The sequence below is a fragment of the Halomonas urmiana genome, from assembly GCF_005780185.1.
Classification (GTDB): Bacteria; Pseudomonadota; Gammaproteobacteria; order Pseudomonadales; family Halomonadaceae; genus Halomonas; species Halomonas urmiana.
On the sequence record NZ_VBUI01000002.1, the window covers coordinates 182,359 to 196,314 of the forward strand.

Annotated in this window: 11 protein-coding genes; 5 read left to right on the plus strand and 6 right to left on the minus strand. The window is 67.4% G+C overall.

Going from position 1 to position 13,956, the window contains the following annotated elements:
* The first annotated feature begins 68 nt into the window (after positions 1-68).
* The 3 genes from FEI13_RS02200 (at position 69) to FEI13_RS02210 (ending at position 3,968) form a co-directional block, all read left to right on the plus strand.
* A complete protein-coding gene (locus FEI13_RS02200; protein WP_138179096.1) occupies positions 69-737 on the plus strand; it encodes a MerR family transcriptional regulator in 669 nt (222 codons plus the stop codon).
* A 22-nt stretch (positions 738-759) separates the two neighbouring features.
* The gene (locus tag FEI13_RS02205; protein WP_204758332.1) at positions 760-1,398 is read left to right on the plus strand and encodes a cytochrome c biogenesis protein CcdA; all 639 of its coding nucleotides are present in this window, start codon (positions 760-762) and stop codon (positions 1,396-1,398) included.
* A 131-nt stretch (positions 1,399-1,529) separates the two neighbouring features.
* Complete coding sequence (locus tag FEI13_RS02210) at positions 1,530-3,968, plus strand: heavy metal translocating P-type ATPase (RefSeq protein ID WP_138179099.1); 2,439 nt, start codon at positions 1,530-1,532, stop codon at positions 3,966-3,968.
* Between the two features lie 136 nt (positions 3,969-4,104).
* On the opposite strand, the gene FEI13_RS02215 is transcribed toward FEI13_RS02210, so the two are convergent.
* Together FEI13_RS02215 and FEI13_RS02220 are read right to left on the minus strand one after the other, a co-directional pair.
* Positions 4,105-4,488, minus strand: coding sequence for a cupredoxin domain-containing protein (locus tag FEI13_RS02215; RefSeq protein ID WP_138179101.1), 384 nt, complete (start codon positions 4,486-4,488; stop codon positions 4,105-4,107).
* A 97-nt stretch (positions 4,489-4,585) separates the two neighbouring features.
* Complete coding sequence (locus FEI13_RS02220) at positions 4,586-5,560, minus strand: hypothetical protein (protein ID WP_138179102.1); 975 nt, start codon at positions 5,558-5,560, stop codon at positions 4,586-4,588.
* A gap of 686 nt (positions 5,561-6,246) precedes the next feature.
* Between FEI13_RS02220 and FEI13_RS02225 the strand changes: the two genes are divergently transcribed.
* The gene (locus FEI13_RS02225) at positions 6,247-6,801 is read left to right on the plus strand and encodes a YaeQ family protein (protein ID WP_138179104.1); all 555 of its coding nucleotides are present in this window, start codon (positions 6,247-6,249) and stop codon (positions 6,799-6,801) included.
* Positions 6,802-6,904: 103 nt separating this feature from the next.
* Here the strand turns inward: FEI13_RS02225 and FEI13_RS02230 are convergent, their stop codons facing one another.
* Positions 6,905-8,611: a potassium/proton antiporter gene (locus FEI13_RS02230; RefSeq protein ID WP_138179106.1), complete on the minus strand. Its 1,707-nt coding sequence runs from the start codon at positions 8,609-8,611 to the stop codon at positions 6,905-6,907.
* A 155-nt stretch (positions 8,612-8,766) separates the two neighbouring features.
* Between FEI13_RS02230 and FEI13_RS02235 the strand changes: the two genes are divergently transcribed.
* Positions 8,767-9,966 (plus strand): ABC transporter substrate-binding protein, encoded by a 1,200-nt coding sequence (locus FEI13_RS02235; protein WP_138179108.1) that lies wholly within the window; start codon positions 8,767-8,769, stop codon positions 9,964-9,966.
* 20 nt (positions 9,967-9,986) lie between these two features.
* Here the strand turns inward: FEI13_RS02235 and FEI13_RS02240 are convergent, their stop codons facing one another.
* The 3 genes from FEI13_RS02240 to FEI13_RS02250 form a co-directional block, all read right to left on the minus strand.
* Positions 9,987-10,766: an alpha/beta fold hydrolase gene (locus FEI13_RS02240; RefSeq protein WP_138179110.1), complete on the minus strand. Its 780-nt coding sequence runs from the start codon at positions 10,764-10,766 to the stop codon at positions 9,987-9,989.
* A gap of 53 nt (positions 10,767-10,819) precedes the next feature.
* Positions 10,820-11,503 carry a 7-cyano-7-deazaguanine/7-aminomethyl-7-deazaguanine transporter gene (locus FEI13_RS02245; protein WP_138179112.1) on the minus strand — a complete coding sequence of 228 codons (684 nt, stop codon included), beginning with the start codon at positions 11,501-11,503 and terminating at the stop codon, positions 10,820-10,822.
* Between the two features lie 287 nt (positions 11,504-11,790).
* Positions 11,791-13,710, minus strand: coding sequence for a propionyl-CoA synthetase (locus FEI13_RS02250; RefSeq protein WP_138179113.1), 1,920 nt, complete (start codon positions 13,708-13,710; stop codon positions 11,791-11,793).
* Positions 13,711-13,956 lie beyond the last annotated feature (246 nt).

The window sequence follows — 13,956 nt, forward strand, 5'->3', positions numbered from 1 at the left end:
CGTAAGCACCTTGCCCCCGTACCACGGTACGGCCATTAAGCTATTCCCAGAAACCGAGCGGGGGCGCCATGAGTGACATGACCATCGGCAAAGTGGCCGAAGCCGTGGGCGTCGGGGTCGAGACGATTCGCTTCTATGAGCGACGCGGGCTCATCGAACAGCCGCCTCGTCCGCCAGCGGGAGGCTATCGCATCTATTCGGATGAGACGATGCGGCGGGTGCAGTTCATTCGCCGCGCCCAGGAACTCGGCTTCTCCCTGCGCGAGATCGCCGAGCTGCTCTCGCTGCGTACCGAGCACGACAGCGATGCCAGAGAGGTTCGGCAGCGAGCCACCGCCAAGCTCCAGGATGTGGAGCGTAGGATCGAGCGGCTGCAGCATATTCGCCGAGGGCTGATGACGCTGCTCGACCGTTGTCCCGGAGAAGGCCCATTGCGGTGCTGCTCCATTATCGACGCCCTGGAGCATGACAGGGTGCCGAACGGCGAGACGACCCAGCGAAAGGAGCCTGACATGCAAACCGTAAGACTCACGATCGAGGGCATGCACTGCGATGGTTGTGCGGAGATCGTCCGCCATGTTCTCGAACAGCAGGCGGGGGTCAAGGGGTGCTCGGTTTCCCATGAGAACGGCGAGGCCAAGGTGGCGGTCGACACCCGTCAGACCTCCGGTGAGCGGCTCGCCGAGGCGGTGCGCGGCGCCGGGTATTCGACAAGCCTCGTGACAGAGGCAGACTAGCGTCTTGGAGTTTGCGACTGCCTTGCCGATGGCCGCCGGGCTCGGGTTACTGGGCTTCGTCGAGCCCTGTTCGGTCGGCAGCCACCTGCTGTTCATCCGCCATCTCGAACGGCTGCCTCGCCGGAGGCAGGCCGTCCAGACGCTGCTGTTCGCCTTGGCTCGGGCCGCGTTGATGGCCGGGCTCGGGGTGCTCGCGGCACTGATCGGCAGTGCGTTCACGGGGCTTCAGCACGGTCTCTGGGCCCTGCTGGGGAGCCTCTATGTGGGCGTGGGACTGCTGTACCTCGGTGGCGGCGCGCCCTGGCTCCTGGCTCGCGTGAACCGCCTCCTGCCACGCCTCTCCGGGACACCGGGCAGCCTGGGACTGGGCGTGCTGTTCGGCTTGAATGTGCCGGCCTGTGCCGCCCCTCTGCTGGCGGTGCTGCTCGGTGATACGGCCGCGCGGGCCGCGACTGGTGGGGGCATCATCTTCGGCGCCGCCACGCTGCTGGTGTTCGGCCTGGCGTTCTCCAGCCCCCTGGTGCTGGCCGTCTATACTGCCCGTGGCCGGCGTTGGCTCGAGGCCCTCGCGCGACTCGCCGGGCGCATGCCGCGCTGGACGGGTGCCGCACTGGTGGGGCTGGGGGCCTGGACCTGGTGGTTGGCCTTCTCCTCGACGTGAGGGCTCGACCGGCGCCACCGCTGCTGTGCCGCTGTACCTGCCCACCTTGCTCCCCTTCGGCGTTTGACCCCGTAGCAAAGTACGGCCCCTACCCTTGATGCATGACCTCATTTTCCTCAAGGGGACAGGCCATGAATACGACAACGACCGCCACAACGGCGGAAGGCCTGACACCCTGGAGCCTGGAAGCCACCGGGGAGCCGGAGATCCAGCGGGTGAGGGCGCATATCGGCGGACTGCACTGCTCACTGTGCACCGGCACCATCGAGCGGGCCCTGGGGCAGAAACCGGGCGTACGCCGCGTGGCGGTCAGCCTCACCCACGAACAGGCCCTGGTCGAATACGACACGCGCGAGAATAGCGCCGAGACGCTGATGGGCACCCTGCAGGCCATCGGCTACACCCTCAGCGACCCTCGCAAGATCGAACCCTACGCGAAGCAGGAGCGCGAACTCGCCGGCGAGCGTAACCGCTTCCTGGTGGCACTGGCCACCAGCCTGGCGGCGGTGGGCCTGATCGTCGATCCCACCTCGCCCTGGACCCTGGGGCTCTCCGCCCTGGTCTATGTCAGCCTGGTGATCTTCGGCTATGCCGTCCTGCGTGGCCAGGGCACCCGAGTCGCCCTGGGCGGTAGCGCGCTGTTGGCCCTGGGCGGCCTAGTCCTGTTCGGACTGCGCGCCGGGAGCATGCTGGCGGGCCAGGAGGCGATCCTGGTGGCGGTGCTGGCGGTGGCAATGGTGTTCGGTATCGCCCGGCAGATGCTGGTCATGGCCTATCAGGCCCTGCGCCGCGGCATCCTTAACCAGCATGTGCTGGTGGAAATCGGCGCCTCCGCGGGGGTGGTCGGCGGTGGCATCGGCCTGGTGCTGCGGCCCGATGGCTATCCCACCGCCGCCTTCTTCGCCGTCTCGGTCATGGTGCTGACCTATCATCTCTTCTCCGAGTGGCTCTCGCTGATCGTCAAGACCCGCAGTTCCCAGTCGGTCCGTCGCCTGCTGGATCTGCAGCCTGAGACCGCCCATGTCCTTGACGAAGGCGGCGAGCGGGATCTGCCCGTGGAACAGGTGCAAACCGGCATGTGGGTGCGTATCCGCCCCGGCGAGCGCATCCCGGTGGACGGCGAGGTCATCGATGGCGACTCGGCCGTGGATCAGTCCCTGGTCACCGGCGAGCCCCTGCCGATCGAGAAAGCAGCGGGCGACTCGGTGGTCGGCGGCGCCATCAATGGCAACGGCACCCTGGTGGTGCGGGTGACCGCCACCGGCGAATCGAGCTTCCTGCAGCAGGTGGTTCGCAGCCTGGAGGATGCGCGGGCACTCAAGCCGGGCCTGCTGCACCTGGTGGACCGGGTGCTGCGGGTCTATACCCCCACGGTGCTGATCGTCTCCGCGCTGGCCTTCGTGTTCTGGATGAGTGCGCCGCTGCTCTGGGACGCCGCGTCCGACCTGGAACGGGCCGTGTTCGCCGCCCTGACCGTGTTGGTGATGGGCTATCCCTGCGCCGTGGGCATCTCCGCGCCGCTCTCCATCGTGCGGGGCGCCGGCGAAGCGGCCGACCAGGGAGTGCTGATGCGCACCGGCGAGTCCTTTCAGGCGCTACGGCGGGTCACCACGGTGGTGTTCGACAAGACCGGCACCCTGACTGAGGGCCGTCCCGCGGTACGCGAGGTCATCAGTGTCGAGGGCGACGACGACACCCTGTTGTCGCTGGCGGCCGCCGTCGAGTCCGCCTCGGAACATCCCCTGGGGCGTGCCGTGGTCGAAGCGGCTCTGTCTCGGGACCTGGCGATTCCCGACGTGGCCGAGTTCCAGGCGCATGCCGGCCGAGGCGTCACCGCCCGGGTGGACGACGAGCCGGTACGGGTCGGCAGTCCGGCCTTTCTCGCCGGCCAGGGCATGGACTTGGCACCGGTGAGCGATGGCATCGCGCGCGCCGAGCACCAGGGCCAGACGGTTATCGTCCTCGCCCGTGGCGACCGGCTGCTGGGGGCCATCGCCCTGGGCGACGGCCTGCGGGCCGATGCGGCGGAGACCGCGCAGCAGTTGCGAGGGCTGGGCATCCGTACCGCCCTGATGACCGGCGACAACGAACGGTCCGCGCAGCATATCGCCGGCCTGGTGGGCATCGATACCGTCTATGCCGGCGTACTGCCGGAGCAGAAGGCCGACGTGTTGCGGGAGATGCAGCAAGAAGGGCGGGTGGCCATGGTCGGCGACGGTATCAATGATGCCCCGGCGCTGATGCAGGCGGACGTCGGCATCGCCATGGGCAGCGGTACTGACATCGCCATCGACGCCGCCGACATCATCATCCTCAACGCCCAGGTGAGCAGCGTGGTAACCGCCTGGCGAATCAGCCGCTGGGGATATCGCAAGATGCTGCAGAACGTCTCGCTGGCGTTCCTGTTCAACGGCATCGGCATCCCGCTGGCGTCCACCGGACTGATCTATCCCGTCTGGGCCATGGTGGCCATGGCCGCCAGCGTGACCACCATCTTCATCAACTCCCTGTGGCAGCGACCATCATTGCTGTTCGATGCTGTGGCCAGCGTGCGCTCTCATACGCCGTGACGCCATGTGCCCCTACCCGCCCAAGCACCCTTCACGCGGGTTGGGCAGAACAACGCCCCCCATCAACGAGGGCATACCTTCATGCCACGCACGATTCACGCACTTTGGTAAGGGCGGCCACTTCCCGAAAGCAGCGTCAGTGAGCCTCGAGCTTGCCGACCATCCCTGCCTCGGCATGACCCGGTACCTCGCAGCGGAAGGGGGCGACGCCGGCCTCGTCGACCGTGAAACGCACCGTGGCGGTCTCATCTCCGGTGATGATCCGTGTCTTCACTCCCAGCGCCGGGATGCTCAGGTTATGGCCCATGACGGCGGCATTCTCCAGGGTCAGCTTCACCTCGGTGCCGGCCGGCACCTCGATCTGGCTGGGCTCAAACCGGAACCCCGGTTGGGCCGTCACACGCACTTCAACGGGATCCTGCTGGGCGGCAGCAGGGAGGGCGAGCCCGCCGAGCGTGACCGCCATGAGCAGCATCAGGTCCAGAGGGCGCCCCCGAGGAGGCAAAGGTGGGATCGTCATACCAAGATTCTCCTGCGTTGGCTAAGGGTGAGAGGAGCAGCCGGCCACCCCGCGTCCCCGAGTGTCACGAGGGCATCCGGGGACGCGGGGGGCAGGGTCAGTGGCCGCCCAGCTCCCATTCCACGATGCGGTCCTCTTCGAACATCATGTGAATGAAGGGTTGAGTCTGGCCGTTGGGGAGTTCGAAGGCGGTCTTCACCGGCTCGAAGACCGGTCCCTGCGGCGTGGGTTTGATCGGCAGCACGATCAGGTGCGTATGGTGATCCTGGCCGGGGATGTGGCGTTCGCCGCGTGACAGAGGCATCTCTTCATCCAGGGCCAGCGAGTAGTCCCGCTTGCGCACGACCTCGGTGGTCATCAGGTGGGCCACCTTGGTGTCCACCTGCTCACCGTTGATGTAGAGATGCACGATGCCCCACCAGGCACCACGGGTGTACTCCTTGGGCATCAGCGGAGAGCCGGTACCGGTGGTGCCGTGCAGCCATCCGTCGGTGAACACCCCGCCCTGGGTGTCGTAGCCCGGGAACGGCGGCTGGACCACATGGTCGAATTCCAGCCGGTAACGGTTGCCCGCCGGGTCGTGGAACCAGGTCTCCAGCTCGACCTCGTCGGGCGTGTTGCCCGGTTTTCCGGGCTGGTCCTCGGCCACGCGGTCGAGCAGGGTGGTGCGGAAGTAGCCGCTCTGGTCCGGGGGCAGGGGCCTGGCCTTGTCGCTGAAGGGCGTGGGCTGCTGGAAGGCCGTGTAGGCGGTGCCCGCCGCGTTGGTGCCGCGCGCCGCCTCAGGCGCCGCGACCAGGATCGGCAGTGTCTCGAGCAGGGCGCGGATCGGTGGCTTATCGACCTCTTCCAAGACCTGGGCCAGGGTCCGCTTGGGATCATCCGGGGTGCCGAATACCGCTTCGCTCAGGCGGCGAGGGCCGGGCAGCACCCAGTAGACGGTCTTGCCGGCCTCCTGCTCGATCACCGCCTTGTTGATCAGGGGGCCGCTCTTGTCGGCGCCGGCCGCTACCGCGCCACTGGCGTACAACAGGGCGGCGGCCAGTACCGTCAGCTTGGGGATCCGGAACTGCATCGTCATCCTCCCGGCGGCAGGCCTGGCTCCCGCCCTGCCTGCTGCCTATGGTGAAGTGTCTGACTCATCATGCCACTCCCGCCAGGGCGACACCGGTGATGACGCCCGTCGGCAGGGCATTCACTCCTTGGGTCGTGGAGTGGATGCATTGCTTACAGGAAGGATGCAGGAGGGTCTGGGAGGAGGAGACGTGGTCGGCGCGAGTGAGGAGCTACCATCAATGGCAGCGGCACGCTGCTGACGCTGGCTGCCATGGCCGAGTCTGCCTCGGCGCTCCCTCTGGGGCTAGATGGCCCGCCAGTTCGGCAGGGCTATCGCCGCTAGCATTGTCGCGCGGAGTTCGGGGCATGGCTTGATTCTGTTACCGGAAGGCGCTAAATTATAGGAAGATAAAAATATACAAGGCGCTGATTTACAAAGGGTTACCGGTGAGGCAAGCGCGTTCCCTATCCTTCCGCCACCTTTTAAAGAAAACCAGCCCAGCGCGGCTGGTTTTCTTGTTTCAGCGCATGGACCACACTCATGGCGGCGCACAGGCTCCCCACGCGGCGAGACCGCCGTGTCCGGGCGCGAAACATGGGCCCCTTCCCCGCTGTCCACTCCCGAGACGCCACCGGGCAGCGCCCGACGGCATCACCCGCGCCCTTGCACCGCGAGGCCGCCACCCAACAAAGGCCGATCCCGCCATGGCACTGAAGGCAACGATTCATCGAGTACAGCTGCAGGTCGCCGACATGGACCGGCACTACTACGCCGATCACGCCCTGACCGTGGCGCAACACCCCTCGGAAACCGACGAGCGCATGATGGTCAGGCTGCTCGCCTTCGCGCTGAACGCCGACGAGGCCCTGGCCTTCGGGCGCGGCGTAAGCACCGAGGACGAGCCCGATCTGTGGCGCCGGGACCTCACCGGGGAGATCGAGCAGTGGATCCAGCTCGGCCAACCCGACGAGAAGAGCATCCGTCGCGCCTGCGGCCGCGCCGGCGAGGTCGTTCTCTACACCTACAGCGGCCATGGCGCCGCGCTCTGGTGGGATTCGCTGGCCGGCAAGCTTGGGACCCTCGACAACCTCACGGTGATCGCCATCGCGCCGGAGACGGTGCAGTCGCTGGCCGGCATGGCGGCGAAGGGCATGAATCTGAGCGCCACCCTCCAGGATGACACGGTGTGGCTCGCCGACGGCGAGCAGGCCGTCGAGGTCACCCTCGAGGTGCTCAAGGCGGCGACCCGGCAGGCGTGAACGGCCAAGCCCTCTCCTCGCCCCTGCCCGCCTGACCGCGTCGCCACCATGCAGCAGGCTGCGCTCAAGTGAGGCGCGGCCCTCCTCTCAAGCGGCTCTACTCTCAATAGAGACGCAGCCCCACCCGCGTCACGCGATTGCCCTCCATCGCACTGACGACCCAATGGATGCCGTGCCAGTCCACGTCATCGCCTACCACCGGATGCCCACCCACCCGCAGCGAGACGAACTCGGCCAGGGTCATATCCTGCTCGCCGGGGCTAAGGGTGAGGCCGTAGGCGTCGGCGATATCGCGCATGAAGGCAGTGCCGTCGAAGGTGAAGGTGCCGAAGAAGGCCCGCTCACGCTTGAGCTTGGCGTCCCCGTTGAACAGGCGGTTCAGCGCCGGCAGGTCATCGGTGCGGCCGATCACGCAGATCACGTCGCCCAGCCGCAGCCGCGTGCTGCCCTTGGGGTGCAGCATGGCATGCTCGCGGAAAAGCGCCGAGATCAGGGCCCCCGAGGGGAAGCGCAAGAGTCGGATCGGCACGTCCTCGAGGTCGGCGTTCTCCACCTCATAGACGAACATCTCGTAGTCGTTCTCCGGCAGGATACCCAACGAGCCGCGGCGATTGGGGGTGACGGTGGGCGGCAGCTCGACCTTCATGCGACGCGCCATCCACGGCAGCGAGCCACCCTGGATCAGCAGCGACAGCAGCACCACCGCGAAGGCGACGTTGAAGTAGAGCGAGGCATTCTCCACCCCGCCGATCACCGGGAAGATCGCCAGCACGATGGGCACGGCCCCGCGCAGGCCCACCCAGGCGATGAAGCCGATCTCCCGCCAGCGGAACTTGAAGAAGGGCTTGACGACAATCAGCACCGCCAGGGGCCTGGCGACGAAGATCAGCGCCAGGGCCACCAGCAACGCCGGCAGCGCATAGTCCATCATCTCGCTGGGCGTGACCAGCATGCCCAGCACCAGGAACAGGCCGATCTGGGAGAGCCAGGCCAGGCCGTCGTGCACCGGCAGGATGAAGGCGAGGTGGCGACCGGGGCGGTTGCCGATCATCAGGCCAGCCAGGTAGATGGCCAGGAACCCGCTGCCGCCCAGGGCGCCGGTCAGGCCGAAGACACAGAAACCGAGCCCCAGGGCCAACAGCGAATAGAGGCCCGGCGCCAGGTCCAGCCAGCTCAGCAGCCGCGCACTCAGCCAGCCGATGCCGAGCCCGATCAGGATCCCCAGGCCGAACTGCTGCATCAGGAAGAGCAGCGTCTCGCCCACCCCCCCGATGTCGCCGACCAGCACCTCTACCAGCATGAGGGTCAAGAAGATCGCCATGGGATCGTTGGTGCCCGACTCGATCTCCAGGGTGGCGCCGACGCGCTCGTTGAGGTTGACGCCTCGCCCGCTGAGCATCGAGAACACCGCGGCGGCGTCGGTGGAGCCCACGATGGCGCCCACCAGCAGGCCCTGCACCAGACTCAGCTCGAAGACCCACATGGCGAACAGCCCGACCACGCCGCCGGTGATGAACACCCCGAAGGTCGCCAGGGAGAGCGCCGGGCGGAAGCCGACGCGGAAGGTCTTGAGACGGGTACGCAGCCCCCCGTCGAGCAGGATCATGGCCAGCGCCAGGTGGCCGATGGAGAAGGCCAGGGAGTAGTCGTCGAACTGGATGCCAAGCAGCCCCTCCTCGCCGGCCAGCATTCCCAGGCCCAAGAAGATCAACAGCAGCGGCACGCCGGCCATCGAGGAGAGCCGGCTGGCGAGGATGCTCAGGGCCAGCAGAAAGCCGCTGAGCAGAAACAGACTGTTGATCGAATCCATGGCCGCCTGCCTTGGCTGCGAAAACGCAAAGTATCGCATGCCGCGACGAGCGCGACGATGTTCGTTGGTGCCCACGACTGGCCGTGGCGGACCACCAGCGGTTAAGCTTGCGCGGCATCGTTGACCGGGTACCGCGCATGGCAGGAGTCCTTTCTATGATCCCCCCCGTTATTCGTCGGCCGCGCTGGCCGATCGCCCTGCTGGCGATCGCCGGCCTGCTGCCGGCCGGACCAGCAGCGGCCGACGCCGAGCCGCGGGCGGGCTATCCGCCGCTGGGCACCGAGGTGATAGTGCTGGATCTCGAGGCCCTGGCCGACGAGGCGGCACGGCGCATCGCCGAGCAGCAGGCGATCCACCGACGCTACCGGGAGGCGTCACGGGGGCCGGCGGTCGATACGCCCTCTCGCCCCAGCGTGCCGGCCATCGCCCTGCGCCCGGCGGAGCCCATCGAGCCGCCCCCCGTCACCCCGCTCAGCGTGATGTTGGACTGGACCCCGAGCCCGCGGCATGCCGCGCTGATCGTCGCCCGTGAGCGCGGCCTGTTTGCCAGCCGCGGACTGGACGTCACCCTTTCGACCCCCGCCGATCCAGACGTGCCCATCAAGCTGCTGGCGGCCTCGCGCATCGATCTCGCCCTGGCGCGCCAGCCGCTGCTGCATCTCGGGGTGGATCGCGGGCTGCCGGTGGTACGGGTCGCCACCCTGATCGCCATGCCGCTGAGTGCCCTGGTGGTGCGCGAAGACAGCGATATCACCGCGGCGGTCGACCTGGCGGGCTCGCGGATCGGCCATGCCGATGCCGATAGCCGGGACGCGCTGCTGACGGCCCTGCTGCGCAAGGCCAGCGTGCGCGATGACGAGGTCGAGACCGAGGAACTGCATTTCCGGCTCGGCGATGCGCTACGCGAGGGGCGCGTGGAAGGGGTGATCGGCGCCATGCGCCACCTGCTGCCGCGCCGGCTGGCCGACGAGGGACTCGCGACCCGCGTACTGACCAGCGAGGCTCTGGGCATCCCGCTGCACGACGGCCTGGTGATACTGGCCAACCGCGATCACCTGGGCGCGCAACGCGAGGCCATCCGCCGCCTGGTCGAGGCGCTGGAGGAAGCCTCGGCCTGGATCGCCAACCATCCCGAGGCGGCGTGGACGCTGATCGCCACCGCCGAGCCGGGCATCGACACCCCGGTCAACCGTGAGGCCTGGCAGCAGATTCGGCCGCGGCTGAGCCTGAGCCCCGCGGCCCTAGACCAGGGCCGCTATCGTCGCTTCGAGGAGTTCCTGCTCGAGGCCGGCATCCTGGACGAACGCCATCCGGTCTCCCGACTGGCCGTCGATCCCGGGGCACCTTCCCGCTAAACGGCCCGCTCACGGCCTCGCTAGGCTTCCAGCGCGTCCAGGAAGCCGTTGACCGCCGCCTGGAAGGCCGCCGGCTGCTCGGCATGCAGCCAGTGGCCGGCCTCCAGGGTCTGGATCTCCGCCCTCGGCAGCACCTCGTGAAGCGCCGGCAGCATCTCATCGGTCACATAGCGCGACTGCGCGCCGCGCAGCACCAGCGTCGGCCCCTGATAGGCCCCCTCGCCCGCCGGCACGCCCATGATCGTCTCGTAGTCGCCCTGGATCTCGTCGAGGCCGATGCGCGGCCGCAGGATGCCCGCCTCATCGCGCTCGAGGTTGGTGGCGAGAAACAGCCGCACCGCGGGCTCGTCGACGTGCTCGGCGAGCAGCGCATCCGCCTCGCGCCGGTTGGTCGGTGAGCCCGCCTCGACACGGCGCAGGGCGGCGAAGACGCTATCGTGGTCGTGCCCGTAGGCCACCGGGGCGATATCGGCGACGATCAGCGACGCCACTCGCGAAGGCGCCAGCCGCGCCAGGCTGATTACCACCTTGCCGCCCATGGAGTGCCCCAGCAGATGGGCGCGCTGGACATCGAGGCGATCGAGCAGAGCCAGCAGGTCCTCGGCCATGGCGTCGTAACCCATCCCCGCCACGTGCGGCGATCGCCCGTGGTTGCGCAGATCCACGGTGATCACCCGACGGCGCCGCTGCCACTGCTTGGCGTGGGAGCGCCAGTTGTCGGCACTGCCCAGCAGGCCGTGAATGACCACCAGCGGCGTCTCGTCGCCGCCGGTATCGAGGAAGTGAAGATCGGTGGGCATGCAAGCCTCCTTGGCTACAGGGGATTCGGGTACTGGGCATCATAAGTGGCGTATCAGGAAGGCGCGCGCGCCTCATCCGGCATCGCGTCATCGCGCCCCGTCACCGCCACCAGTCGACGGCTCAACCAGGCCAACAGCACGCCATAGAGCGGCAGGAAGAACGCCAGGCTGATGGAAAGCTTGATCACGTAGTCAACCCAGGCGATCTCGGGCCAGTTGGCGGCCATGAAGGGGTCGGGGCTGCGGTGGAAGGCGATGGAGAAGAACGCGAAGGTATCGGCGAGGTTGCCAAGCACCGTGGAAACGGCCGGCGCCACCCACCAGGCCTTGAGGGCGCGCAGTCGGTCGAAGACCTGCACGTCCAGCAGCTGTCCCAGCACGTAGGCCATGAAGCTCGCCAGGGCGATGCGGGCAACGAACAGGTTCCCCTCGCCCAGCGCCTCGAGGCCCGCGAAACCGCCGCGGGGAAAGACCACGGAGACGACGTAGGAGATGACCAGCGCCGGCAGCATCACGCGCAGGATGATCGCCCGAGCCGGCTCCTTGCCGAACAGGCGCACGGTAAGATCGGTGGCCAGGAAGATGAAGGGGAAGCTGAACGCGCCCCAGGTGGTATGAAAGCCCAGCAGGGTGAACGGCAGCTGCACCAAATAGTTGCTGGCGGCGATGACCAGGATATGGAAGGCGACCAGCAGCGCCAGGCAACGCCGGGTCTGGGCCTCGGACAGCACGAACATCACGGCATCCTTTTTTGCGGAGGGGTGAGGGAACCCTCGTGGATCGGCACTCGCGCGACCACTCGCGCGGCGAGAACGGGCCGGCATTATACGGCCTGGCCTGGTGCCTGGCCATGGACGGGCCAGCCCCACCAGGGCTATCGCAGTTAGCTCGGCCTCGAGAAAGCGAAAGGCGCCGGGGACAGGCCTTGCGCGATGTTGCCAACGGCGATAGCCCTGCCAGCCCCATACGACGACGCCGCCCTCGCGGGGCGGCGTCGTGGCCTCACGGCAGAGTCGCGCGGGGGTCAGACCTGGCGGGCCTCCTCGGCGGCACCGACCGAGCGCTCCTTCATCGCCTCATGAACGTCCTGGAGACTCGCCGGGTCGTCGATGGTCGAGGGCACGCCGAACTCCTGGCCGTCGGCGATATTGCGCAGCAACTTGCGCAGGATCTTCCCGGAGCGAGTCTTGGGCAGGCGGTCGACCACCAGCACCTGCTTGAAGCAGGCGATCGGGCCGATCTTCTCGCGCACCAGGCCGATCAGCTCGTTCTCCAGCGTCAGCTCGTCCCCCTCGAAGCCATCCTTGGGGATCACCAGCCCCACCGGCAGCTGCCCCTTGAGGGCATCGTGGATGCCGATCACCGCGCACTCGGCCACCGCGGGGTGGGCGCCGACGACCTCCTCCATCTCACCGGTGGAGAGGCGATGGCCGGCGATATTGATGACGTCGTCGGTGCGCCCCATGATAAAGAGATAGCCGTCCTCGTCGAAGTAGCCGCCGTCGCCGGTGAGGTAGTAGCCGGGGAACGCGGCCATGTAGGCGCTGTGAAAGCGCTGCGGATCGCGCCACACCCCGGCCAGGCAGCCGGGCGGCAGCGGCTGCTTGATCACCACGCTGCCCTGCTCCATGGCACCAGACGGCTCACCCTCCCGATCGAGGATCTGCACGTCGAAACCGGGAACCGGCACCGTGGCACTGCCGGCCTTGGTGGGCATCGGTTCGAGGCCGTGCAGGTTGGCGGCGATGGGCCAGCCGGTCTCGGTCTGCCACCAGTGATCGATCACCGGCACCGTCAGCAGGTCGTCCAGCCAGTGGAAGGTCGGCGGGTCCAAACGCTCGCCGGCCAGGAACAGCGCCTTGAGACAGCTGATGTCGTACTGGGCCATCAGCTTGGCGTCCGGATCCTCCTTCTTGATGGCGCGAAAGGCGGTGGGCGCGGTGAAGAAACTCGTGACCCGATACTCGCTGATCAGCCGCCAGAAGGCGCCGGCATCCGGGGTCTTCACCGGCTTGCCCTCGTAGACCAGGGTGGTGGCGCCGCGCAGCAGCGGCGCATAGACAATATAGGAGTGGCCGACCACCCAACCCACGTCGGAAGCCGAGAAGAAGACCTCGCCCGGCGCCACGTCATAGATGGTCTCCATGGAGTAGGCCAGCGCCACGGCATAGCCGCCGGTATCGCGCACCACGCCTTTGGGCTTGCCGGTGGTGCCGGAGGTGTAAAGGATGTAGAGCGGATCGCTACCCTTGACCGGCACGCACTCCGCCGGGGCGGCCCGCTCGACCAGCGCCGACCAGTCATGGTCGATCGCCATGCCCAGCTCGGCGGCGTGCTGCTCGCGCTGCAGGATCACACAGGCCTCGGGCTTGTAGCGGCTCTGTTCGATGGCGGCATCGATGATCGGCTTGTAGGGCAGCACCCGGTCGCCCTCGACGCCGCAGGAGGCGGCGATCACGACTTTCGGCTCGGCATCCTCGATGCGTACCGCCAGTTCGTGGGGCGCAAAGCCGCCGAACACCACCGAATGAATGGCCCCGAGGCGGGCACAGGCATACATGGCAACCAGGGCCTCGGGCACCATGGGCATGTAGATCACCACCCGGTCGCCCTTCTCCACTCCCAGGTCCCGCAAGGCTCCGGCGAAGCGCGCCACCTGGTCGCGCATCTCGGCGAAGGTGATGGTGCGCTTGCTGTCGGTGACCGGTGAATCCCAGTAGATGGCCGGCTGATCGCCCCGCCCCTGCTCGACGTGATGATCCAGGGCCGCGTGGCAGATGTTGAGCTCACCGTCCACGAACCAGCGGGCGTGGTTCGCCTCGTCGTACTCGAGGATCGTGGTGGGCGGGGTGAACCAGGGGATACGCTTGGCCTGTTCGGCCCAGAAGGCCTCAGGTTGATCGATGGAGCGGCGAAACTCGTCGTGATACATGCGCGTCAGCATCCTGTCAGCAATCGAGAAAAGGGCTTTGATTGTTGACACTCTAGAGCATGCTTCGCCGATAAACCTCATACCATCGGCTAACATTCGACAAAAGGACGAGAACCCTGCCCTCCATTGTCAACAAAGCTCGCGCCCTTACCGCCGGATGCGCCCTCGCGTCGGCAGCGTTGATCCGGCGTTGGCGTCCAGGCTGCGCTATTATTGCGAATAAGCTGAATCAGAAGGTCGACGAATGACCGATCACAC